At 64.8% G+C, this 23,678-nt stretch carries 22 protein-coding genes; 16 read left to right on the forward strand and 6 right to left on the reverse strand.

From position 1 onward, the window contains the following. The first annotated feature begins 20 nt into the window (after window positions 1-20). Complete coding sequence (locus M52SOB_RS01740; protein WP_131110278.1) at window positions 21-584, forward strand: histone H1-like DNA-binding protein; 564 nt, start codon at window positions 21-23, stop codon at window positions 582-584. A 46-nt stretch (window positions 585-630) separates the two neighbouring features. Here M52SOB_RS01740 and M52SOB_RS01745 read toward each other — a convergent pair whose 3' ends face one another. Continuing rightward, window positions 631-1,791: a pyridoxal phosphate-dependent aminotransferase gene (locus M52SOB_RS01745; protein ID WP_131110279.1), complete on the reverse strand. Its 1,161-nt coding sequence runs from the start codon at window positions 1,789-1,791 to the stop codon at window positions 631-633. Next, entirely contained in the window at window positions 1,791-3,602 is a 1,812-nt protein-coding gene (locus M52SOB_RS01750) for a phosphoenolpyruvate carboxykinase (GTP) (protein ID WP_284155155.1), read from the reverse strand. Before M52SOB_RS01750 ends, M52SOB_RS01745 begins: the two co-directional genes overlap by 1 nt. A 145-nt stretch (window positions 3,603-3,747) precedes the next feature. On the opposite strand from M52SOB_RS01750, the gene M52SOB_RS01755 reads away from it, so the two are divergent. From M52SOB_RS01755 to M52SOB_RS01780, 6 genes are all read left to right on the forward strand, one after another. After that, window positions 3,748-6,033: an NADP-dependent malic enzyme gene (locus M52SOB_RS01755; RefSeq protein WP_131110283.1), complete on the forward strand. Its 2,286-nt coding sequence runs from the start codon at window positions 3,748-3,750 to the stop codon at window positions 6,031-6,033. A gap of 379 nt (window positions 6,034-6,412) precedes the next feature. After that, a complete protein-coding gene (gene pbpG, locus M52SOB_RS01760; RefSeq protein WP_131110285.1) occupies window positions 6,413-7,393 on the forward strand; it encodes a D-alanyl-D-alanine endopeptidase in 981 nt (326 codons plus the stop codon). A 27-nt stretch (window positions 7,394-7,420) separates the two neighbouring features. Further along, entirely contained in the window at window positions 7,421-8,143 is a 723-nt protein-coding gene (locus M52SOB_RS01765; protein ID WP_131110287.1) for a (Fe-S)-binding protein, read from the forward strand. A gap of 2 nt (window positions 8,144-8,145) precedes the next feature. After that, window positions 8,146-9,558: a LutB/LldF family L-lactate oxidation iron-sulfur protein gene (locus tag M52SOB_RS01770; RefSeq protein WP_131110289.1), complete on the forward strand. Its 1,413-nt coding sequence runs from the start codon at window positions 8,146-8,148 to the stop codon at window positions 9,556-9,558. Continuing rightward, window positions 9,555-10,217: a LutC/YkgG family protein gene (locus tag M52SOB_RS01775; RefSeq protein WP_131110291.1), complete on the forward strand. Its 663-nt coding sequence runs from the start codon at window positions 9,555-9,557 to the stop codon at window positions 10,215-10,217. The genes M52SOB_RS01770 and M52SOB_RS01775 overlap by 4 nt, the downstream gene beginning before the upstream one ends. Before the next feature lie 65 nt (window positions 10,218-10,282). Beyond that, complete coding sequence (locus tag M52SOB_RS01780; protein ID WP_131110293.1) at window positions 10,283-10,660, forward strand: hypothetical protein; 378 nt, start codon at window positions 10,283-10,285, stop codon at window positions 10,658-10,660. A gap of 1 nt (window position 10,661) precedes the next feature. Here the strand turns inward: M52SOB_RS01780 and M52SOB_RS01785 are convergent, their stop codons facing one another. The 3 genes from M52SOB_RS01785 to M52SOB_RS01795 are packed head-to-tail and all read right to left on the reverse strand — an operon-like array spanning window position 10,662 to window position 15,298. Then, the gene (locus tag M52SOB_RS01785; RefSeq protein WP_131110295.1) at window positions 10,662-13,316 is read right to left on the reverse strand and encodes a cation-translocating P-type ATPase; all 2,655 of its coding nucleotides are present in this window, start codon (window positions 13,314-13,316) and stop codon (window positions 10,662-10,664) included. Beyond that, window positions 13,303-13,548, reverse strand: coding sequence for a hypothetical protein (locus M52SOB_RS01790; RefSeq protein ID WP_131110297.1), 246 nt, complete (start codon window positions 13,546-13,548; stop codon window positions 13,303-13,305). The genes M52SOB_RS01785 and M52SOB_RS01790 overlap by 14 nt, the downstream gene beginning before the upstream one ends. Window positions 13,549-13,573: 25 nt before the next feature. Next, window positions 13,574-15,298, reverse strand: a complete 1,725-nt coding sequence (locus M52SOB_RS01795) for a cation:proton antiporter (protein ID WP_284155156.1) — start codon at window positions 15,296-15,298, stop codon at window positions 13,574-13,576. 83 nt (window positions 15,299-15,381) lie between these two features. Between M52SOB_RS01795 and M52SOB_RS01800 the strand changes: the two genes are divergently transcribed. Genes M52SOB_RS01800 through M52SOB_RS01810 form a run of 3 tightly spaced genes read left to right on the forward strand, consistent with a single transcriptional unit; the run spans window position 15,382 to window position 17,318 of the window. Then, window positions 15,382-15,990, forward strand: a complete 609-nt coding sequence (locus M52SOB_RS01800; protein ID WP_284155157.1) for a LemA family protein — start codon at window positions 15,382-15,384, stop codon at window positions 15,988-15,990. After that, on the forward strand, window positions 15,991-16,818 hold the full coding sequence (locus tag M52SOB_RS01805) for a TPM domain-containing protein (protein ID WP_131110300.1): 828 nt from the start codon (window positions 15,991-15,993) through the stop codon (window positions 16,816-16,818). A 2-nt stretch (window positions 16,819-16,820) separates the two neighbouring features. After that, window positions 16,821-17,318, forward strand: a complete 498-nt coding sequence (locus tag M52SOB_RS01810; RefSeq protein WP_131110301.1) for a TPM domain-containing protein — start codon at window positions 16,821-16,823, stop codon at window positions 17,316-17,318. A 39-nt stretch (window positions 17,319-17,357) separates the two neighbouring features. On the opposite strand, the gene M52SOB_RS01815 is transcribed toward M52SOB_RS01810, so the two are convergent. Next, window positions 17,358-17,780 (reverse strand): universal stress protein, encoded by a 423-nt coding sequence (locus M52SOB_RS01815; protein WP_284155158.1) that lies wholly within the window; start codon window positions 17,778-17,780, stop codon window positions 17,358-17,360. 94 nt (window positions 17,781-17,874) lie between these two features. Between M52SOB_RS01815 and M52SOB_RS01820 the strand changes: the two genes are divergently transcribed. The 6 genes from M52SOB_RS01820 to M52SOB_RS01845 all read left to right on the forward strand — a co-directional run bounded on the left by M52SOB_RS01820 (window position 17,875) and on the right by M52SOB_RS01845 (window position 23,664). After that, window positions 17,875-19,128, forward strand: coding sequence for a citrate transporter (locus M52SOB_RS01820; protein WP_284155159.1), 1,254 nt, complete (start codon window positions 17,875-17,877; stop codon window positions 19,126-19,128). 141 nt (window positions 19,129-19,269) lie between these two features. Next, the gene (locus M52SOB_RS01825; protein ID WP_131110303.1) at window positions 19,270-20,037 is read left to right on the forward strand and encodes a 4-hydroxy-tetrahydrodipicolinate reductase; all 768 of its coding nucleotides are present in this window, start codon (window positions 19,270-19,272) and stop codon (window positions 20,035-20,037) included. Between the two features lie 10 nt (window positions 20,038-20,047). After that, window positions 20,048-21,397: a cation:proton antiporter gene (locus M52SOB_RS01830; RefSeq protein ID WP_284155160.1), complete on the forward strand. Its 1,350-nt coding sequence runs from the start codon at window positions 20,048-20,050 to the stop codon at window positions 21,395-21,397. 65 nt (window positions 21,398-21,462) lie between these two features. Beyond that, window positions 21,463-21,912, forward strand: coding sequence for a hypothetical protein (locus M52SOB_RS01835; RefSeq protein ID WP_131110304.1), 450 nt, complete (start codon window positions 21,463-21,465; stop codon window positions 21,910-21,912). Window positions 21,913-21,946: 34 nt separating this feature from the next. Continuing rightward, window positions 21,947-23,305 carry an MFS transporter gene (locus M52SOB_RS01840; RefSeq protein ID WP_131110305.1) on the forward strand — a complete coding sequence of 453 codons (1,359 nt, stop codon included), beginning with the start codon at window positions 21,947-21,949 and terminating at the stop codon, window positions 23,303-23,305. Further along, the gene (locus tag M52SOB_RS01845; protein WP_131110306.1) at window positions 23,302-23,664 is read left to right on the forward strand and encodes a sirohydrochlorin chelatase; all 363 of its coding nucleotides are present in this window, start codon (window positions 23,302-23,304) and stop codon (window positions 23,662-23,664) included. Before M52SOB_RS01840 ends, M52SOB_RS01845 begins: the two co-directional genes overlap by 4 nt. Window positions 23,665-23,678: the final 14 nt, after the last annotated feature.

The following is a 23,678-nucleotide window of genomic DNA, read 5'->3' on the forward strand; positions in this document are numbered from 1 at the left end:
ACATGCAATGGAGGTTCACTATGGCTGAAGAGAAGAAGGCCAAGAAGCCGGCGGCCGCGAAGAAGACGACTGCTGCGAAGCCGGCAGCGAAGAAGGCTGCACCGAAGAAGGCGGCGCCGAAGAAAGCGGCGGTGAAGAAGGCTGCACCGAAGAAGGCAGCGCCGAAAAAAGCTGCGGTGAAGAAGGCGGCGGCGAAACCCGCGGCGAAGAAGCCTGCGGCGAAGAAGGCTGCGGCGCCGAAGAAAGCGGCGGTGAAGAAGGCTGCACCGAAGAAGGCAGCGCCGAAAAAAGCTGCGGTGAAGAAGGCGGCGGCGAAGAAGCCTGCGGCGCCGAAGAAAGCTGCGGTGAAGAAGGCCGCACCGAAGAAGGCAGCGCCGAAAAAAGCTGCGGTGAAGAAGGCGGCGGCGAAACCCGCGGCGAAGAAGCCTGCGGCGAAGAAAGCGGCTGCCCCGAAGAAGGCCCCCGCCAAGCCTGCCCCGGCACCGGCCGCTGCCGCTCCTTCGACGGCTGCTGCGCCCGGCCTCAAGTCCGCGCTGAATCCTGCCGCGGCCTGGCCGTTCCCGACGGGCTCGCGTCCGTCCTGATCGATTCGCCGATCGAAGTGAGGGAGGCCGTGACCGGCCTCCCTTTTTATTTGCCCGAGAGCAGGCGTGACATGCGCTCGAGACCGAGGAGGAGCCGTTCGGCACTCGTCGTGTAAGCGAAACGCATATGGCGGTCGGGGGTGTTGTCGCCGAAGTCCCGACCGGGGGTCGCGGCGACGCCCGCATCCTCGAGCAGGCGCTTGGCGAGGCTGTCGCTCTCCTTGGCGAGTTCGCCGATGCCGGCATAGAGATAGAACGCCCCTTGCGGTTCCGTCATGATCTCGAAGCCGAGGGCGCGCAGGCCCGGCAACAACAGATCGCGCCGCGCGCGGAATTCCTGCCGGCGCGCTTCGCAGATCGCCAGCGTCTCGGGGGTAAAGGCGGCCAGCGCCGCATGCTGCGCGACGGTCGAGGGCGCGATGTAAAGATTCTGGGCGAGCTTCTCGATCGCGCGCACGAGGTCTGGCGGCACCACCAGCCAGCCGAGCCGCCACCCGGTCATGCCGAAGTATTTCGAGAAGCTGTTGATGACGATGATGTCATCCGAGACTTCCAGCGCGGTCCTTGCGTCGAGGCCATAGGTGAGGCCGTGGTAGATCTCGTCGACGATCAGTGTGCCGCCTCGTTCGCGCACGGTCTGCCACAGCGCCGCGAGTTCTGCAGGGTCGATCAGCGTGCCGGTGGGATTGGCCGGCGAGGCGACCAGCAGGCCGCGCGTGCGTGCCGTCCAGCCCGCGCCGACTTGTGCCGCGGTCGGCTGGAAATTCGTCGCCGCCGTGACGGGCAGCGGACGTGGCACGCCTTCGCAGAAGCGTACGAAATGACGGTTGCAGGGATAGCCCGGGTCGGTGAGCAGCCACTCATCGCCGGGCGTGACGAGTACGCCGAGCGCGAGCAACAAGGCTGCCGAAGCGCCCGCGGTGACGACGATGCGCGCCGGATCGACGCTGACGCCGTAGCGCGATGCATAGAAGCCGGCGATCGCCTCGCGCAGCTGCACTATGCCGAGCGCGGCGGTGTAATGCACATGGCCGCCGGCGAGGAAGCGTTGCGCGGCGTCGATCACCGGCTGTGGGGTGGGAAAGTCGGGCTCGCCGACCTCCATGTGCACGATGTCTCGCCCCTGCGCTTCGAGCGCCTGGGCCTGGTTCATCAGCTCCATCACATGGAAGGGCGCGATGCCTTCCATGCGTGCCGCCTGTTTCATCAGTCGATCAGCGCCAGTTCGAAGAGATCGCGTTTCAGGGCCAGCTGCCTGGGCAGCTTTTCGCCCAGCTTGGCGAACCACTCCTTGTGATCGGCGAGTTCCTGCTTCCAGGCGTCGGCGTCGATTTGCGTCAACGCCTCGAACTCGGCGCGGCTGATGTCGAGCCCCGTCCAGTCGATGTCCTCGAAGCGCGGCATCCAACCCAGTGCCGTCTCGCGAGCGCCGACTTTGCCTTGTACGCGGTCGACGATCCACTTGAGCACGCGCATGTTCTCGCCGAAGCCCGGCCACATGAACTCGCCCTTTTCGTCCATGCGGAACCAGTTGACGCAGAAGATCTTCGGCGTGTGTTCGACGACGTGGCCCATGCGTAGCCAGTGGTTGAAATAGTCGCCCATGTGATAACCGCAGAAAGGCAGCATCGCGAACGGGTCGCGGCGCACCACGCCCTGCTGGCCGAAGGCGGCGGCGGTGGTTTCCGAGCCGAGGGTTGCCGCCATATAGACGCCGAAATTCCAGTTGAAGGCTTCATAGACCAGCGGCACGGTGGTGGCGCGGCGGCCGCCGAAGATGAAGGCCGAGATCGGCACGCCCTGCGGGTTTTCCCAATCGGGGTCGATCGACGGGCATTGTGAAGCCGGCGCGGTGAAGCGCGCGTTCGGATGCGCAGCCTTCCTTCCTGCCCTGCCATCTTCCGGCGTCCAGTCCTTGCCCTGCCAGTCGATGCAGTGTGCGGGTGCCGGGCCCATGCCTTCCCACCAGACGTCGCCGTCGTCGGTCAGCGCGACGTTGGTGAAGATGACATTCTCTTTGAGCGTCGCCATCGCGTTGGCGTTGGTCTTCTCCGAAGTGCCGGGCGCGACGCCGAAATAGCCGGCTTCGGGGTTGATCGCGTAGAAACGGCCGTCGGGTCCGGGCTTGATCCAGGCGATGTCGTCGCCCACCGTGGTGACCTTCCAGCCATTGAACGATTCGGGCGGGATCAGCATCGCGAAGTTGGTCTTGCCGCAGGCGGAAGGGAAGGCGGCGGCGACATAGGTCTTTTCCCCGCTTGGCGATTCGACGCCGAGGATCAGCATGTGCTCGGCGAGCCACCCTTCGTCTCGGGCCATCGTCGAGGCGATCCTGAGCGCCAGGCACTTCTTGCCCAACAGCGCGTTGCCGCCGTAGCCGGAACCGTAAGACCAGATCTCGCGCGTCTCGGGGAAATGCACGATGTACTTGGTGGTCGGGTTACAGGGCCACTTGACGTCAGCCTGGCCCGGCGCGAGCGGCGCGCCGACCGAATGCAGGCAGGGCACGAAGAAGCCATCGCGACCCAGCACGTCATACACCGCCTTGCCCATGCGCGTCATGATGCGCATGTTGACGACGACGTAGGGGCTGTCGGTGATCTCGACGCCCATTTGGGAAATCGGCGAGCCGAGCGGGCCCATGCTGAAAGGGATCACATACATCGTGCGGCCGCGCATCGAGCCCTTGAACAAGCCCTTGAGCGTTTCCTTCATCTTCGCCGGCTCTTCCCAGTTGTTGGTCGGTCCGGCGTCTTCCTGCTTGGCCGAGCAGATGAAGGTGCGATCCTCGACGCGCGCGACATCGGAAGGGTCGGAACAGGCGAGATAGGAATTGGGCCGCTTTTCGGGGTTCAGCTTGACGAAGGTGCCGGCGGCGACCATCTCGGCACACAGCCGGTCGTATTCTTCCTGCGAGCCGTCGCACCAGTGGATGCGATCCGGCTGGGTGAGCGCCGCGACTTCGGCGACCCAGGCCTTGAGTTTTTCGTGACGGACGTAGTCCGGAGCTTGCGACATGATTTTCTCCGCTGCGATGAAAGTCGGCGCTGGTAGGACGGCACCCGAAAGATTCGAGTCGTGCATTGTGACATGCAGAGTGCTTCTGCACGATAATGACCCCTGATCGAAATGATAACCGACCCTGATTCCGGAAGAATTCACCATGGATGAAGCTCTGCGCCGCGCCGCGCTCGACTACCACCGCTTTCCCCGTCCCGGCAAGATCGCCGTCACCCCGACCAAGGCGCTCACCAACCAGTCCGATCTGTCGCTGGCCTATTCGCCTGGGGTGGCTGCCGCCTGCGAGGAGATCGAGCAGGATCCGGCGACGGCGGCGCTCTATACCTCGCGCCAGAACCTCGTCGCGGTGATCTCGAACGGCACGGCGGTGCTGGGCTTGGGCGACATCGGTCCGCTCGCCGGCAAGCCGGTGATGGAAGGCAAGGGGGTACTGTTCAAGAAGTTCGCCGGCATCGACGTCTTCGACATCGAGGTCGCCGAGAAGGATCCAGACAAGCTGGTCGACATCATCGCCGCGCTGGAGCCGACCTTCGGCGGCATCAATCTCGAAGACATCAAGGCGCCCGAGTGCTTTGTGGTCGAACGCAAACTGCGCGAGCGCATGCGCATCCCGGTTTTCCATGACGATCAGCACGGCACGGCGATCATCTCCTCGGCGGCGATCCTCAATGGCTTGAAGCTGGTCGGCAAGGACATCGATGCGGTCAAGATCGTCTGCTCCGGTGCCGGCGCGGCGGCGATCGCTTGTCTCGATCTCATCGTCAGCCTCGGCGCGCGGCGCGAAAACATCTTCGTCTGTGACAGCAAAGGCGTGATCCACACCGGGCGCGAGAATCTCGACGAATCGAAACGGCGCTACGCGCAGGCAACGGAAGCGCGTACGCTGGCCGATGCGATGCCCGGCGCAGACATTTTCCTCGGGCTCTCCGCCGGCGGGGTGCTGAAGCCCGAGATGGTGGCGACGATGGCGAAGGATCCGATCATCCTGGCGATGGCCAATCCCGACCCGGAGATCCTGCCCGAGGAGGCCCAGCGCGTGCGGCCCGACGCCATCATCGGCACGGGTCGCTCGGACTATCCGAACCAGGTCAACAACGTGCTGTGCTTCCCCTACATGTTCCGCGGCGCGCTCGACGTCGGTGCGACGACGATCAACGAAGCGATGAAGATCGCGGCGGTGAAAGCCATCGCCGAACTTGCCCACGCCGAACAGTCGGATGTCGTGGCGGCGGCCTACGGCGATGTGCCGCTCACCTTCGGCCGCGAGTATTTGATTCCCAAGCCCTTCGATCCGCGCCTGATCCTCAAGGTGGCACCCGCCGTCGCCCAGGCGGCGATGGAGTCGGGCGTGGCCACCCGGCCGATCGAAGACATGGCAGCCTATCGCCAGCGGCTTTCCGAGTTCGTCTATCACTCCGGCATGGTGATGAAGCCGGTGTTTACCGCCGCGCGGCAGGCGCCTGCGCGCATCGTCTTCTGCGAAGGCGAGGACGAGCGCATGCTGCGCGCGGTGGCTACGCTGCGCGAGGAAGGGTGGGCGCGACCGATCGTGATCGGTCGTCCCGAGGTGGTGAATATGCGCATTTCCCGCGCCGGCCTGCGCCTCGTCGCGGGCCGCGACTTCGAACTCGTCAATCCGGATTCCGATCCGCGCTACAAAGAGCTCTGGCAGGACTATTACAACCTGACCTGCCGCAAGGGCGTCGGCGTCGAGTATGCGAAGCGGGAGATGCGCCGGCGCACCACCCTGATCGGTGCGATGTTGGTGCGCCACGGCTATGCCGATGCAATGCTGTGCGGCACCTTCGGCACCCATGCGCTGCATCTGCGCTACATCGCCGAAGTGATCGGCCGGCGGCCAGGCATCGAAAATTTCTACGCGATCAACATGCTGATGCTGCCGAACCGCACCGTGTTCATCGGCGATACCTATGTCAATTACGACCCGACGGCCGAGCAGCTGGCCGAGATGACCCTCCTGGCTGCCGAAGAGGTGCGCCGTTTCGGCATGACGCCGAAGGTCGCGCTGCTCTCGCATTCGAGCTTTGGCACCCACGATACCCCAACGGCACGCAAGATGCGCGCCGCCCTCGAACTGCTGCACGTCAAGGCGCCCGAGCTCGAGGTCGAAGGCGAGATGCATGGCGACGCCGCCCTCGATCCGGAGATCCGCCGCCAGGTGTTCCCGAATGCGCGACTCACCGGTCCGGCGAACCTCTTGATCATGCCGACGCTCGATGCCGCGAACATCGCCTTCAACCTGCTCAAGACTGCCTCGGGGGACGGCATCACCATCGGCCCGCTGCTCCTCGGCGCGGCGCGTCCGGTGCACATCCTGACGCCGACGGCGAGTGTGCGCCGCATCGTCAACATGGCGGCGCTGCTGTCGGTCGAGGTCGCCCACGCGCAGGGGCGCGCCGCAGGTTGATCGGCACTTGAGGAACTGGTATAAAACCAGAACGTATCCTATTAATTCTTGGCAGTTTGGGTCGTTAATCCAGTGGCGGGGATGAGAGGTCTTGATTAAACCCAGATTGTCCATTAGACCGGGCTGACTTACCATGAGCATGCGAAAAGATCATTTCATCGCCCTACACGGCGGGTATCGGGCTGCGGGCGGCGTCTTTGCGCCCCCGCTCCTCGCCAATAGACACGGTTATTGGCTCGTCGCGGGGACGCAAACCTGCTCGCCCTCGCCTGCGATACCCGCTCGTGTTCCAATAGACAATCTGGGTTAAAACCAAGGTGATAGCGCCGACGATCTGCCAGAATTGCCACGTTTTTTCCGGGACTTCAGACGGATGCCGATGAAAGCGACTTTCAGAACCCTGCTGGCCTGTTTCATCGCCTTGGGCGTCACAGCCAGCGCCAGTGGCCCGGCCACCGCGGCGGTCAGCAAAAAGAAACCCGTGGTGGCGAAGAAGACCTCTTCCAAGGCGCCGGCAAAGAATATCCGCAAGGCGGCTGCCAAACCTAAAGTGCACCCTACGGCGCTGCGTATCGATGACGACGGTGCGGGCACCATCGAACAAGTCAGGTCTGCGTCGGTGGCGGTGATCGACCAGAGCACCGGCGACGTCCTCTATGAGAAGAACGCCGACGCGGTGGTGCCGATCGCCTCGATCACCAAGCTGATGACGGCGATGGTCGCACTCGACGTGCAGCCTGATCTCAACGAGACGTTGACCATCACCGAGGCCGATGTAGACACGATCAAGGGCACGCACTCCAGGCTCGCCGTCGGCACGCAACTGACACGCGAGGAAATGCTGCGACTGGCGCTGATGTCTTCGGAGAACCGGGCCGCGGCAGCGCTGTCGCGCCATTATCCGGGTGGCCGGGCTGCCTTCGTCGCCGCGATGAACGCGAAGGCGAAGATGCTCGGCCTCACCGATACCCGGTTTGCCGATCCGACCGGGCTGACGCCTGAAAACGTCTCTTCGGCGCGCGACCTCGTCAAGCTCGTCAATGCCGCGCACCAGTATCCGCTGATCCGCGAATTCACCACCACCGACGAATACCAGGTGGTGATCCGCGGACGAGCACAGACCTTCCGCAACACCAATGCGCTGGTCAGGAAAGACGACTGGAACATCGGGCTTTCCAAGACCGGTTTCATCAGCGAAGCGGGCAAATGCCTGGTGATGCAGGCATGGCTTGCCAACAAGCCGATGATCATCGTGCTGCTCGATTCCTGGGGCAAGCTCACCCGCATCGCCGATGCGCAGCGCATCAAGCGCTGGGTCGAAACCACCCTCGCCAGCAAGAATGGCACGGTGCGGGGTTGACCTGCCGTCCTGCCAGCGCCGACTTTCGTGAAAGTTGCCCTGTTCGTCACCTGTCTGGTCGATCTGATGCGGCCAAGGATCGGCTTCGCCGCCATCGAGCTGCTCGAGGCCGCCGGCTGCGAGGTCGTCGTGCCGCCGTCGCAGACCTGCTGCGGCCAGCCGGCCTGGAACAGCGGTGACCGTGCGGCGGCAGCGAAACTCGCGAAAAAAGTCATTGCCGAATTCGAAGCTTACGAAGCCATCGTCGCGCCTTCCGGTTCCTGCGCCGATCACATCCGCAGCGAATACCCGGTCATCCTCGCCGATGAGCCGGAATGGCAGGCGCGCGCCGTCGCGCTGGGCAGCCGCGTCTATGAGCTGACCGATTTCCTCGTCAATGTCGCGAAACTCGAAAACGTGCCGGGCAGCTTCACCGGCCGTATCACCTACCACGATTCCTGTACCGGCCTGAGGAGCCTCGGCATCAAGGCCCAGCCGCGCGCGCTGCTGGCGAAACTGCCGGGCGTTGAATTGCAGGAGATGAACGGCGCCGAGGAATGCTGCGGTTTCGGCGGCACCTTCTCGGTCAAATTCGGGGAAATCTCGGCGGCGATCGCCGAGCGCAAATGTGCCAATGCCTGCGCGACCGGCGCTGCTGCCATCGTCGGCGGCGATCTCGGCTGTCTGCTCAACATCGAAGGCAAGCTCAGACGCATGGGAGATGAATCGACCCAGGTGCTGCACATCGCCGAAGTGCTGACGGCGAAATGATCATGGAATCGCGCGCGCACCGCTTCAAGCAAAACGCCGTCGACTCGCTGGCCAATCCCGTGTTGCAGGCCAGCATGAAGAAGGCCAAGGGCAAGTTCGTCGACAAGCGCGCGATCGCGATCAAGGAAATCGACGACTTCGAGGCCACGCGTGAGGCGGCCAAACGCATCCGCAATCAGGTCATCGAGAATCTCGACCTGTGGCTGGAAAAGTTCGAGCAAACCGCCACCGCGCGCGGCGCGAAGGTCTTGTGGGCGAAAGATGGCGCCGAAATCTGCCGGCTCGTCGTCGAGATCGGCAAGCAGCATGGCGTCAAGAAGGCCGTCAAGTCGAAGTCGATGCTCTCCGAGGAAGCGGGCCTCAATCTGGCGCTGGCCGCCGCCGGCATCCAGCCGGTGGAGACCGATCTCGGCGAATACATCCTGCAGATCAACGACAACGAGCCGCCTTCCCACATCATCGCGCCGGTCGTGCACAAGAGCCTCGACGAAGTCGCCGATCTCTTCCATAAGACCCATCACACGCCGCGCAAGACCGACATCCCTCAGCTCACCCGCGAAGCACGCGAGGTGCTGCGTGAACACTTCCTGACCGCCGAGATGGGCATCTCCGGCGGCAATTTCCTGATCGCCGAGACCGGCTCGGTGGCGCTGGTCACCAACGAGGGCAATGGCCGCATGGTGACCACCCTGCCGCGCGTCCATGTCGTCGTCACCGGCATCGAGAAGGTGATCCCGACGCTGGAAGACCTGGCCACCTTGATGCGCCTGTTGCCGCGCTCGGCGACCGGCCAGTCGATCTCGAACTATGTCTCGGTGCTCACCGGCACGAAGGCGGAAGGCGAGAGCGACGGCCCGGAGCATCTCTATTTCATCCTCGTCGACAATGGCCGCGCCGAGGTCGTCGGCTCGGAATTCCAGGACATGCTGCGCTGCATCCGCTGTGGCGCCTGCATGAACCACTGCCCGGTCTATCAGACCATCGGCGGACAGGCTTACGGCTGGGTCTATCCCGGGCCGATGGGCTCGGTGCTGACACCGCTATACACCGGCCTGGAAAACGCGCTCGATCTGCCCCACGCGGCCACCCTGTGCAACCAATGCGGCGTCGTCTGCCCGGTCAAGATTCCGCTGCCGGAGCTGTTGCGCAAATTGCGCGAAAAGCAGGTCGAGCGCCATCTGCGGCCGTGGTTCGAGCGCCTCGCCTTCCGGCTCTGGGCCTGGGTGGCGAGCCGCCCGGCGCTGTATGGTCTCGGCACCCGGTTCGCGGTGCGCTATCTCGAGTGGCTCGCCGACGGCAAAGGCAGCATATCCAGGCTCGGCCTGGCGCCCGAATGGACGCAGGGGCGCAACTTCCCCGCGCCGGAAGGCAAAACCTTCCGTGAGCTGTATGCCCAACGGGGGCGCAACGGATGAGCAGTCGCGACGACATCCTCGGCCGCGTGCGTGCGCGTTTGAACCGCACCCCGGAAAACGCGGCGGCCGGCCGTGCCTCGCTCGAAGCCACGCTGGCCGAGAGAGCGCAGGGGCCGCGGCCCGCGCTGCCGACACAAAAATCGGCGCTGACAGAACGGCTCGTCGAGAAATCGCTGGGGTATTCGAGTAGCGTCGATCGCATCGGCAGCTACGCCGAGGCGCCCGCCGCCGTCGCCCGCTATCTCGCGGGGCTGAACCTGCCGCCGCGGGCCGTGGTCTGGCCGCAGCTCGCTCATCTCGACTGGGCGGGCGCAGGGCTCGCGGTCGAAGCACGCGGCGCACGAGATCGAGATCTCGTCGGCATCACCGGCTGCTTCTGCGCGATTGCCGAAACAGGAACCTTGATGCTCTGCGGCGGGCCGGAATCTCCGGCTTCCGTGAGCCTGCTGCCGGAAACCCATATCGCGCTGGTGCCGGCCTCCCGCATCGTCGCCGGCATGGAGGAAGCCTTCGCGCTCGCCCGCGCCGAGTTGGGCGCCTTGCCGCGCGCGGTCAATTTCATCTCCGGCCCCTCGCGCACCGGCGACATCGAACAGACCATCGTGCTCGGCGCCCACGGCCCCTACCGGGTGCATCTGATCCTCATCGGCGACAAATAAGGCTTGTCAACCTGCTGTGCTGACGGACGTTACTTGCTCCAGTTTCACAAAACAACGGAGACAACATGTACGCCCGCATTCAATTCGTCAGCCCCGGTTCGCGTGAAAAGTATTCCTGGGTGATCGATACCAACCGCGAAACGGTCGATCACTGGCAGCACGCCCACCCGGAAGCCGAGGAGCTGGTCGTCACCCCGCTCGACGAGCAGGAGGGCCTGGAAGCACTGTTCTGGCAGAAGTGCCTGTATCACGACGTGTTTTTCGAGCGCTCGCCCTGCCGCGAGGTGCGCGAGCGCGGCGAAGCGGAGCTTGCCGAAATCCTCGATCTCGCCGGCCGCCTGCCGAAAGGCCGGGCAAGCGAGCTGTGGAACCGCTGCATGGAATTCCGTTTCGGCAGCGATCCGGTCGCGAAGAGCGACTATCACCATCGGCTGCCGACCTGATTCATCGGTGGCGCAGCGCCTTCTCGCCTTCCATGATCATGAGGGCGAGGAGGCCGACGGTGAGGATCTCGCCCCAGGCCGACAGGCCGATCGCCGCGGTGCCGAACACCCGTTGGAAGACCGGCAGGTAGGTGAAGGTCAGCTGCAAGAGCAGCATGCTGCCAGCACCCGCCCACACCCACGGGTTCGAGAACGGCGCGACGCGCCACACGGGCCGGGAAAGCGAGCGGCAGTTGAACAAAAACACCGTCTCGATCATCACGAAGACATTTACCGCGATGCTGCGCGCTTCGTTGAGCTGGGCGCCGCGTTCGAGCGCGAGCAGGAACAGGCCGAAAGCGGCCGCCAGCATCAGCGTTCCCAGGAGCAGCACCCGCTGGATCAGCACCCTATCGAGGATCGGCGCGGCCGGCGGGCGTGGCGGGCGGCGCATCACATCGTGCTCCTTCGGCTCGAAGGCGAGCGGCAGGCCCAGGAGCACCGCGGTGGTCATGTTGATCCAGAGGATTTGCAAGGGCGTGATCGGCAGCGTCGTGCCGGCGGCGATCGCGGCGAGGATCACGAGGCCCTCGCCGAAATTGGTCGGCAGCGTCCAGGTGATGAACTTGACGATGTTGTCGTAGATGCCGCGGCCTTCCTCGACGGCGGCCTCGATGGTGGCGAAGTTGTCGTCGGCAAGGACGATCGCCGCCGCTTCCTTGGCGACCTCGGTGCCGCCCATTCCCATCGCGATGCCGATGTCGGCGGCCTTCAGTGCCGGCGCGTCATTGACGCCATCGCCGGTCATCGCCACGATCTCGCCATTGGCCTGTAACGCCTTGACGAGCCGCAGCTTCTGTTCCGGCTCGACACGGGCGAAGACATCGACCTCGCGCACCACCTCGGCGAGCCGTACATCGTCGAGTGCGGCGAGCTGCCGGCCGGTGAGAGCTGGTGCAACATCCTGCTGCGCGGCCTGCGGGCCGTCGTCACGCACGATGTTCAGTTGGCGCGCGATGGCGAGCGCCGTCTCGGTGTGATCCCCAGTGATCATCTTCACCCGGATGCCGGCATGGTGACAGGCCTTGACCGCGGCGATCGCGCGCGGGCGCGGCGGGTCGATCATGCCGATCAGCCCGAGGAATTCGAGCTCGGCGAGATCGTCCCAGCCGAGGGTGTCGGCGTCCGTCACGCGGCGCGCGAGCGCCAGCACCCGCATGCCCTGCCGCGCCAGATCGTTGGCAGTGGTTTCGATCATCGTGACGTCGATGTCGCCGCACAGCGGCAGCACCTTCTCGACCGCGCCCTTGACGTAAATGATGCGTTCGTCTTCGACGCGGTGCAGGGTCGCCATCATCTGGCGCGACGAATCGAAGGGCAGGGTGTCGAGTCGCGGATAAAGCGCGTTGGCGGTCGCCTCGTCGAGCCCCGCTTTCCTCGCCGCCACCAGCAACGCGGCCTCGGTGGGGTCGCCGGCGATCTGCCATTGTCCGTGCTCGTGGGCAAGCACGGCATCGTTGCACAGCAGGCCGGCGAGGAGCAGCTCCCGTGCCGTCTCGCCAGCGCCGACTTTTCGACCGTCGAGGAGAAAATCCCCTTCCGGCGTATAGCCGTGGCCGGTGATTTCATAAAGCAGACCGCCGGCGAAGAGCGCGCGCACGGTCATCGCGTTCTCGGTGAGCGTGCCGGTCTTGTCCGAGCAGATGACCGTCGTGCTGCCCAGCGCCTCGACGGCCGGCAGTTGCCGCACGATGGCGCGGCGCTTCGCCATGCGGGCAACGCCAATGGCCAGCGTGATCGTCAGCGCGGCCGGCAAGCCTTCGGGAATCGCGCCGACCGCTAGCGCCACCGCGGCCATGAACATTTCGAAAGCGCTCTCGCCGCGGCCGATGCCGATGGCGAAGGTGAAGGCGGCCAGCCCCAGGATCACCCACAAGAGCCTCTGCGCGAAGGCGGCCATTTTGCGCGTCAGCGGCGTGGCGAGTTCCGGCGCGGCGGCGATCATGCCGGCGATACGGCCGGTTTCGGTCGCCTGACCGGTGGCGACGACGAGCCCCAGCCCCTGTCCCCTGACGACGATCGTGCCGGCATAGGCCATGTTGCGGCGATCGGCCAGCGGCGTTTGGGGCGGCAGGGGGGCGGCGTGTTTTTCGATCGGCAGCGATTCGCCGGTCAGCTGAGCTTCGACGGTGTGCAGTTCCTTGCCGGCAAGGATGCGCAAGTCCGCCGGCACCTTGTCGCCGGCGGCAAGCAATACGATGTCGCCGGGCACCAGATGGCGGGCGTCGATGCGCCGGCGGCGCCCTGCGCGCAGCACCGTCGCTTCGCTCGCCACACTCCTCGCCAGCGCGGCGAGCGCCTCGGCCGCCTTGCCTTCCTGCAGCGTGCCGATGATGGCGTTGATCGCCACCACGCCGAGGATCACGCTGCTATCCAGCCACTCGCCGAGAAAAGCCGTGACCAAGCCGGCAGCGATCAGCACCAGCACCAGCGGCGCGGCTAGCTGCTCGAAAAGGCGCCGCCAGACGGATTTGCCGGACGCCATGGGCAAGGCGTTCGGCCCATGGCGTTCGAGGCGCGCGGTCGCTTCCTCTTCGCTCAGGCCGTGTGCGGGAGCAACGGCGTGGTGAGCGAGGAGGGCATCCTGTTCGAGCGCGTGCCAGTCAGACGGGTTCATCCGGTTTCGAAGGGGGCAGCGGAGGCAGCGGACGGCTCATCTCATAGAGCACGATCGCCGCGGTGAAGAAGAAAAAGCTCGTCGCGCCGAGACTGCCGGTATAGACATGCTGCTTGCCATAGGTGAACCATGACCAGATGGAAAGCCCGAGCGAAAGCACGAAGCCGGTGAAGCTGACGCCGGCGCTGATCAGGGAAAGCTTTTTCAGGAAGCCGCGTTTTGCTTTGGGCATGGTTTTTCCTTTGTGAGTGGGGCGATCAGGTTCTGTCCCCTGTGCCCTCGTGGTAATACTTGCGCAGTGAGGCATAGCGATGGGTGCGGACATCACGCACCTGGCCGATCGCGCGTTCCACCGGCACGCCGAGCTGCACGAGTGTCTCGGCGGCGATCATCAGGCTGCCTTCGAGCACCTCGGGGATGACCTCGGTGGCGCCGGCCTCCTTGAGCCTGGCGACGGTCGATTCGTCGGCGGCGCGGACGATGATCGGAATGTCCGGGCGGCTGGCGCGCACCTTGCGCACGACGAGCTCGGCGGAATGCGGATCGGGATAGGCGACCACCACGGCACGGGCGCGGGCGAGCCCCGCTGCCTGCAACACCTCGCTACGGTCGGCGCTGCCGAAGACGAGTTTGCCGCCGGGCGGCACCGGGCGCTTGAGCTGTTGTGGGTCGATGTCGAGCGCGAGGAAAGGAATCTTCTCGGCGGCCAGGAACTCGGCGATGCGTCCGCCGGTACGGCCATAGCCGCAAAGGATCACATGCTGGTCCAGCGCGAAACCGGCGACGGCGATGTCGTGGATCGCCTTGGCCTGATGCGCCCAGTCGCCATGCACCATGCGGCCGGTGAATCTGACGGCGCGGTTGATCAGCAGCGGCGCGACGAACATCGAGAGCAGCATCGCGGCGAGCGTGACCTGGAAGACGTCGGTGCCGATCAGTCTCAGATTGTGCGCAAGACCAATCAAGACCAGGCCGAATTCGCCGGCCTGGGCGAGCTGCGCGGCGGTGCGCAGCGCCACGTCGAGGGTGTTTTTCGTCAGCCGGGCGATCAGCAGCACCACCAGACCCTTGCCGCCGATCAGCAGCAATACCGCGAGTAACAGACGGTGGCCGTTTTCGATCACGAAGCCCAGGTCGAGCATCATGCCGACCGTGACGAAGAACAGACCGAGCAGAATGTCGCGGAACGGGCGGATGTCGGCCTCGACCTGATGACGGTAGATCGTTTCGGAAATCAGCATGCCGCCGATGAAGGCGCCCAACGCCAGCGACAGGCCGGCCAGGTTCGTCACCCAGGCGAGTGCGATCACCAGCCAGAGTGTTGCCAGCACGAACAGTTCTTCCGAGCGCTGACGGGCGATGGCATCGTAAAAGCGGCGGATCAGCCGCTGGCCGGTCCAGATCATCACCGAAAGAACGACGCTGGCCTCGACGAGTGCGATCGTCAGCGAACGCGGCAGTTCGCCCGCCGATTGCGCCAGCGCCGGAAAGAGGATCAGGCAGGGCACCACGGCGAGATCCTGGAACAGCAGCACCCCCATCGTCTGCCGTCCCGAGCGCGAATGCAGCTCGAAGCGCTCCGAGAGCAGCTTGGCGACGATGGCCGTCGAGGACATGGCGACGGCCAGGCCCACCGCGAGCCCGGCGCGCCAGTCCTGGCCATAGCCATGTATTGCGATCAGCATCGCGCCGCTCGCGGTGAGCGCCAGTTGCGCGCCGCCGAAACCGAACACCAGGCCGCGCATCGCCTTCAGGCGGGTCAGCGAGAACTCGAGGCCGATCGTGAACATCAGGAACACCACGCCGAACTCGGCGAACGCGCCGACTTCGCGGTTCTCGCCGAGGATGGCCAGGCCATGGGGTCCCAGCAGCAATCCGACGGCAAGCCAGGCCAGCATCGTCGGCCCCTTGAACTGGCGCATCAGCACCAAGGTCGCGACGGCGGCGGTGAGCAGCAGCAGGAGGATGGAAAGATTGCTCATCACTTCGGCAATCATACCTGCCGGGGTGGGATGACGGTATCGGGCATCGACTACAATCGATGCCAGTCCGATACCAGGAGCCCATGATGAAACTGCGTCTCGCCGTGCTGCTCGTTTTTCTTACCAGCCTGCTTTCCGGTTGCGGCTACAACCAGATCCAGCGCAATGACGAAGCGGTGAATGCCGCCTGGTCGGAGGTGCTCAACCAGTATCAGCGCCGCGCCGATCTGATCCCCAATCTCGTCGCCGTGGTGCAGGGCTATGCGGCGCATGAAAAAGAAGTGCTGACCAAGGTCACCGAAGCCCGGGCCAGTGTCGCCGGCCTCAAGGCGACGCCGGAGCTGATCAACGATCCGGCCGCCTTCGCCAAATTCCAGCAGGCGCAGGCCGAGCTCGGCTCGGCACTGGCGCGCCTCTTGGTCGTCGCCGAGAACTATCCGCAACTGAAGGCCGATGCCAACTTCCGCGATCTGCAGGCGCAGGTGGAAGGCACCGAGAACCGCATCGCGGTGGCGCGCAAGCGTTACATCGAGGCCGTGCAGACCTACAACGTCGGCGTGCGCACCTTTCCGAACAATCTGACGGCGATGCTGTTCGGCTACAAGCCGAAGGCCAACTTCAGCGTCGACAACGAGAAGGCGCTGGCAGCCCCGCCGGTCATTCGCTTCGATACCGCGCCGCAACAAAAGTAAATGTTGCTCCGCTGGCTCGCCGTCATCTGGCTTGCCGTCCTGAGTCTGGGCGTGCCGGCGGCGGAGGGCGTCGTGCCGATCCCGCCGCTCGCCGCGCGCGTCACCGACCTGACGGGCACCCTGACGCGAGATGAACAGGCGCGACTGGAAGCGAAGCTCGCCGCGCTCGAACGCGAAAAGGGTGCGCAGATCGCGGTGCTGCTGTTGCCGACGACGCGACCGGAATCGATCGAAGCGTTCGGCATCCGGCTCGCGGAAGCCTGGAAAATCGGCCGCCAGGGGGTCGATGACGGCGTGATCGTGATCGTCGCCAAGGACGATCGCGCGGTGCGCATCGAGGTCGGCTACGGGCTCGAAGGTGCGATTCCCGATGCGGTGGCCAAACGCATCATCGAAGAGACGATCGTGCCGCATTTTCGCGCCGGCGATTTCTTTGGCGGACTCGATGCCGCCATCGAGGCTTTGGGCCGGATCATCGGCGGGGAAGCGCTGCCGCCGCCGCGTGCGCCGGCGGCAACCTCCAGCGATCTGCCAGCCTTTGCGCTCTTCGTGCTGGTGGTGCTGGCGCATTTCGCGCGCCTCTTGTTCGGGCTGATCGGTGCGCTGCTGGTGGCCGGGCTCGCCGCAGGCACGGCCTATCTGTTGTTCGGCAGCTGGCTTGCCGCGCTGTTTTTCGCCTTGCTGACATTCCTCTTCGCTTTCGGCCGAGGCAGTGGCGGAGGCTGGCACACCGGTGGCGGCGGCCTGGGGGGCGGCGGCTTCGGCGGCGGCGGGTTTTCCGGTGGGGGCGGCGGCTTCGGCGGCGGCGGTGCCTCGGGGAGGTGGTAGGCATGCGGTTCAAGCGTTTGTGCAAACATCTGCTGACCCCGCCCTGGCTGGCCCTGCGGCGCTTTCCAACCGATGTGCGCAGGGAGATCGCTCTGGCGGTGGCCGAATCGGAGCGGCATCATCGCGGCGAGCTGCGCGTGGCGATCGAAGGCCCGTTGCCCGTGGCCGCCTTGCTGCGTGATGTCTCGCCGCGTGAGCGCGCCCTCGAGTTGTTCGCCAGCCTGCGCGTTTGGGATACACAAGAGAACAGCGGGGTGCTGATCTACCTGCAACTGGTCGACCGGGACGTGGAAATCCTCGTCGACCGCGGCATCGCCGCGAAAGTGCCGCCAGAGCAATGGCAACGGCTCTGCCGTGATCTCGAAACGGCGATGCGCGAAGGCCGCTGCCGCGAGGGGCTGCTCGCGGCGATCGCGGCGATCACCGCGCTGCTTGCCGAGCATTTCCCTGCCCGGTCCGAGAATCCGAACGAGTTGCCGAACGAGCCCGTGATGCTATGACGCTCGCCGTGCCGTCCCGCCAGCGCCGAGAGCAGGCCATTACTTCACCAGCGTGACCGGCAGGTGAGTCAGCTGGAGCACTTGTTGGGACACGGAGCCGAGCAGCGCGCTGCCCAAGGCGCCCAAGCCGCGCGTGCCCATGACGATCTTGTCGCACCCCTGATCGGTGGCGAACTGGACGATGGTTTCGGCGATGGGACCGATCAGCACCACCGGCGTGTAGGGCACGCCGGCGGCATCGAGCACGGCACGTACCGGGGCGAGCGCGTCGCCACCGCGCGTTTCCTGCATCGCTTCGATCTCACTGGCCTTCATGTGGCTGCGGATTTCCGGCGCATCGATCGGTTCCTGCACGTTGAGCAACACGACCTCGTGACGTTCGCAGCCGCTCACGGCATTGATCACATGGTGGGCGGCGCGAATCGAGTGTTCCGAACCATCGACGGCAAGCAGAATCTTCATGATCGAGTTTCCTTTGGGCAAGCGGCGGAAAGTGTAGCCGAAACGGAATTGCTGCGCTGCTACAATTACACGCACCCATCACGTGGAGCCGCACATGGAGCTTTTCGGCATTCCGGTCGATTTCATTCTCTTCGCCATCACCTTGCTGGGCGTCGCGCTGTTTCACCATTATGTGTTGCAAGTCGCGCTCACCGGGCTTGCCGTCATCTCGACCTACAAGATCCTCTTCACCGGCTTCAAAACGGGTGCGGGACTGGCCGGGTTCGGCTTGCACATGGCGCACGAGTGGGTGCTGCTGGTGAATCTCTTCTGCCTGCTCGTCGGCTTCGCGCTGCTCGCCCGCCACTTCGAGGATTCCGGCGTGCCCGAGGTACTGCCGAAACTTTTGCCGGCCGGGTGGCTGGGGCCTTTCGCGCTCCTTGTGATCATCTTCGTGCTTTCCGGCTTTCTCGACAACATCGCCGCGGCGTTGATCGGCGCGACGGTGGCGGCGAGCGTCTTCAAGCGCAAAGTGCATATCGGCTATCTCGCCGCGATCGTCGCCGCCTCGAACGCCGGCGGCGCGGGCTCGGTGGTCGGCGACACGACGACGACGATGATGTGGATCGATGGTGTCAGCCCCATGGATGTGCTCCATGCCTATCTCGCCGCCTTCGTCGCGCTCCTCGTTTTTGGCGTCCCGGCCGCTTTGTTGCAGCACAAGCACATGGCGATCGAGAAGAACTTCCACGCCCAGCACAGGATCGACTGGGCGCGGGTGGCCATCGTCGGCTTCATCCTCGTCGCCGCGATCGTCACCAACGTCACGGTGAATCTCGAGTTCCCCGCGGCAGCCGACCACTTCCCCTTCCTGGGTGTTGCCGTCTGGGTGGCGCTCATTCTGGCGATTCCGTTGCGCAAGCCGGAATGGAGCCTGGTGCCGGATGCGGTCAAGGGTTCGATCTTCCTCTTGGCGCTGGTCACCTGCGCCTCGATGATGCCGGTCGAGAAGCTGCCGCCCGCTTCCTGGCAGTCGGCACTGACCTTGGGTTTCGTTTCCTCGGTGTTCGACAACATCCCGCTCACCGCGCTGGCACTAAAGCAGGGCGGCTTCGACTGGGGCTTCCTCGCCTATGCGGTCGGTTTCGGCGGTTCGATGCTGTGGTTTGGTTCCTCGGCGGGGGTTGCGGTCTCGAACCTGTTCCCCGAGGCGAAATCGGCGCTGCAGTGGCTGCGCCACGGCTGGTTCGTGCCGGTGGGCTACGTCGCCGGCTTTTTCGTCATGCTGGCGTTGTTGGGCTGGCATCCGCATGCGCCGCACAAGGAAGCGGCGGGAGTGTCATTGGCGAGCACCCCCCGGCTATGCTGATGATCCAAAACGCAGGGCCGCAGTGACGGCCCGGTTATCCTCCGGATAGCGTTCCCGGAGACGAGGCGGGCGTTTTGTCCGCACCTTGTTGGAGCTGCGCCAGGGTCGTCGAGATGGCGCGTCACAAAAAGGAGGTAGACCATGGACAAACCCATTCGCGTGGGCCTGATCGGTTATGGTCGCGCCGGGCAGGCCGTCGCTCGCGTTCTTGCCAAAGCCGAGGACGTGAGATTGTGCTGGATCGCCAAGCAAAAGCCGGCAACCGAAGCCGAGCAGATCACTGCGCCGGCGCCGCTACGTCCGGCTGCCGCGCTGACGGACGGAGAACTGTTCGATCGCGAGTCGGTCGATGCGGTGGTGGATTTTTCGAGTGCAACAGCGATCCGCAAATATGGGAAACCAGCGGCGGCGCGCGGCATCATGATCATTACGGCGGTATCGAAGTATCCGCCGACGACCCGCAAGTTGATCGAGCAGCTGGCAAAGCAGACGGTGGTGATGTCCTCGCCCAATATCACGCTCGGCATCAATTACCTGCTCGTCGCCTCGCGGCTGCTCAAGCAGATCGCCCCCTTCACGGACATCGAGGTGATCGAAGAGCATTTCCGCGACAAGGCGGAAACATCCGGCACGGCGCTGCGTATCGCAGAAACGCTCGGTCTCGACGAGAGCAAGGTCAAATCGATTCGCGTCGGCGGTATCGTCGGCCGCCACGAGGTGGTGTTCGGCTTTCCTTTCCAGACGGTTCGGCTGGTGCACGATTCGATCGGCCGCGAAGCCTTTGGCACCGGCGCGTTGTTTGCCCTGCGTCAGCTGCGCGGCCGTACCAAAGGACTTTATGGCTATGAGAACATCTTGTGCGAAGCGATGGTCAATGCCTTGCTCGAGAAGGGCGGTTGTGAGCGCTGAAGGTTTGCCCGTGCCCTCCTGCCAACGCCGGTTTTTTGCAGGTGCACTCCTGCTGCTGCCCTTGCCCGCCTTCGCGGCGGGCGCCGGCGTGGTGGGCGAAAACCTGTTGTGGCTGGCCATCATCCTGATGAGCGCGCGGTTGTTTGCGCCGCTCGCTGCGCGCTTCGGCTTTCCCGCCGTGCTGGGCGAATTGCTGCTCGGCATGCTGCTCGGCAACCTCGGCCTGCTGGGTATCGACTATTTCGGCTCCATCGCCAAGGATCCGATCATCGCCTTCATCGCCGAACTGGGCGTGATCGTGCTGTTGCTGCAAATCGGGCTGGAGACTCGCCTTGCAGACCTGGTCAAAGTCGGCGCTCGCGCAACGGCAGTGGGAGTGGTCGGCATCGTTGTGCCCTTCCTGTTTGGCGCCTTCATGGTCGGGCCGCTCTTGCTCCCGGGGCTCGATCGCAACACCTATCTCTTCCTCGGCGCGACGCTTGCGGCGACCTCGGTGGGCATCACCGGCCGGGTGTTCCGCGATCTCGGCAAGCTCGATCTGCCTGCTGCGCGCATCGTGCTCGGCGCGGCGGTGATCGACGACGTGCTGGGGCTGGTGATCCTCGCCGTGGTGACGAGCCTGGTGCAGGCCGGCCAGGTGAGCGTCGGCGAGGTGGGCGGCATCATTACCGAGGCGGTGATGTTCCTCGCCGGCAGCATCTGGCTCGGGCGCAAGATCGCGCCGCATTCGTCGCGCTGGCTGGCGCGTCTCGATGCCGGCCCGTCGATGCTGTTCGCCCAGGTGCTCGCCACCGGCCTGGCGCTCGCTTGGCTTGCGCATGCCGTGGGGCTGGCGCCGATCATCGGCGCGTTTGCGGCGGGGCTGCTGTTCGAGCCGTTGTTCCTGAAGGACTTTCAGACGCCGAAAATCGTCCAGGAGATCGAGCCACTGATGCGCGATCCGCAAAGCCGGCCGCTGATGGATCGCCTGATGCCGATCCTGCAGAAACATACAGGACATCAGCACGAGCACATGATCGAGCCGATCGGCTATTTCTTCGTGCCGGTGTTCTTCGTCCTGACAGGCATGCAAGTCGATCTGCGCACGCTCGCCGATCCTGCGATCGTTGCCGTGGCGCTCGGCGTGACCGCAGCCGCCGTCGTCGGCAAGCTGGCCGCCGGATTTTTGGCCGGCGCCGCGGGCCGCTGGATCGTCGGCTGGGGCATGGTGCCGCGCGGCGAAGTGGGCCTCATCTTCGCGATGGTCGGCAAGCAGCTCGGCGTGATGAGTGAAGCGCTGTTCTCGGTGATCGTCATCATGGTGATCCTCACCACGCTCATCACGCCGCCGGTGCTGACTTGGCTCCTCCGCAAGTCTTGATGCCGCGCAAGGCGGCGCTGCGAGCGGTCGTATAGACTGCACGTTTTCCTTCCCGGAGCCCGGCGATGAAATCACACATTTTTGCCCGCTTGTCTCTTCTCGCCTGTCTGGCGCTGTTCGGCGCCGCGCTGCAAGCGGCACCGCCTGACACCGGTTTCATCGATCTCACCGACGATCCGCCGCGCGAGCTGGCCAACATCAGTGCCGGCGTGCCCCGCGGCCAGGAATTGCCGGAAAACGACCCGCGTGTCCAACAAGCGCGCGAATGGCTGCGACAGGCCGCCACGGCCACCCAGCAAAGCGAGGAATGGATCGCCGCCAATGCGCTGAAGCTGGCGCGCTACATCTTCACCGTGCAAGGGGTGCGCGCCACGCCGCTGGAGGTGCTGGAAGCCTATGCCCGGCTGGCGGCGCCGGGAAAATCCTTGAGCGACATCAGTGCCGCCTATTTCGAGGCGCGTCGCAAGGCGCCTGGCCGTAACCACGAGGCGGCGATGAAAGCGTTGGCTCCCTAGCAGAACCCTCCCCGGTCATGGTTACAATCGGACCATGACCCTCGATTCCGACAACGGACACGCGCGCCGCCGCCTGATCGCCCTCGCGGTGATCGTGGCCGCCTATGTGCTGTCTTTCTTCCAGCGTTTCGCGCCGGCCGGCATCGCCCCGGATCTGGCGGCTGCCTTCGAGACTTCCGCGGCCTCGCTGGGGGTGCTGGCGGCGACCTATTTCTATGTCTATACGGTCATGCAGGTGCCGACGGGCATTCTCGTCGACACCCTGGGGCCGCGCCGCATCCTCTTGATCGGCGGGTGTGTCGCCGGCTTGGGCAGCCTGCTGTTCGGGATGGCGCAGGGTTTGAATGCCGCACTGGTCGGGCGCACGCTGGTGGGGCTGGGCGTGTCGGTGGTGTTCATCGCGATGCTCAAGTTCATCGCCGTGTGGTTCGAGGAACACCGTTTCGCCAGCGTCGTCGGCGCCTCGATGCTGATCGGCAATTTCGGCTCGGTGCTCGCTGGTTCGCCTTTGTCCTGGATGGCGCAGAACGTCGGCTGGCGCGGCGTGTTCGTCGGTGTCGGTATCGTCTCCTTGGCGCTGGGGCTCTTGGCCTGGCTCTTCGTGCGCGATCGGCCGTGGGCGGCTGGGGGTGCCGTGCCGCCCGCGCCGACTTCGGGCGTCGTCCCGCCCGAACATTCTGTTGGCGTCGTCCCGCCCGAACATCCTGGCTTCGATCGCACGGTGATCCTCACGGGGCTTTTGCGGGTGGTGAAGAACCGCGCCACCTGGCCGGCGGTGTTCGTCAATACCGGGCTTTCCGGCAGCTTCTTCGCCTTCGGCGGCTTGTGGGCGATGCCTTTCCTCACCCAAGGCATGGGCTTGTCGCGCGATATCGCGAGCGCACATCTGTCGCTCTACTTTGCCGGTTTTGCCGTCGGTTGCCTGGCGATAGGCGCGCTCTCCGACCGCATGCGCCGCAGAAAGCCGGTGGTGATCGTCAGTTCTGTCATCCTGGCGCTGATCTGGCCGGTCTGGCTCTCTGGGCTTGTATTGCCGCTGGCCGCGACCTATCTGCTGTTCGGGCTGATGGGCCTGATGACGGCGAGCTTCACCCTTTCCTGGGCCTGCGCCAAGGAGGTGAATCCGCCCGCGCTTTCGGGCATGTCGACTTCGGTGGCCAACATGGGCGGCTTCCTGATGGGGGCGCTCTTGCAGCCTGCGGTCGGCAAGATCATGGACCTGCGCTGGTCGGGGCTGATCGAGAATGGCGTGCGCATCTATGCGCCGGAAGACTACCGCTGGGGCCTGCTGCTGATCGCCGGCGCTGCATGGCTGGGCGCGGCAGCGGCCTGGTTCGTGCGCGAAACCCATTGCCGTAACGTCTGGAAAGAGATTGCCAAGGAGACGACATGAAAGGCATCATCCTGTTTGGTCATGGCGCGCGCAATGCCGAATACATCGAGCCGTTCAGGCGCATCCGTGCCCGTGTCGAGACCTTGCAGCCGGATACTCCGGTGGAGATCGGCTTTCTGGAGCTCACTTCACCGCCGCTCGAAGCGAGCATCGAATGTCTCGTCGGCCGGGGGGTGAAACACATCCGCATCGTCCCCATTTTCTTTGCGCCGGGTCGCCACGTGCTGAAGGACTTGCCTCAATTGCTGGCCAATGCCATGGAGCGTTTCCCGGGCGTCGAGTTCGAGGTGGCCGAATGTGTCGGCGAAGTCGATGGCGTCATCGCGGCGATGGCGGCGCATGCCGTCGCCTGCCCTTGAAGATCGTTCATTAG

The organism is Sulfuricystis thermophila (assembly GCF_004323595.1).
GTDB lineage: Bacteria > Pseudomonadota > Gammaproteobacteria > Burkholderiales > Rhodocyclaceae > Sulfuricystis > Sulfuricystis thermophila.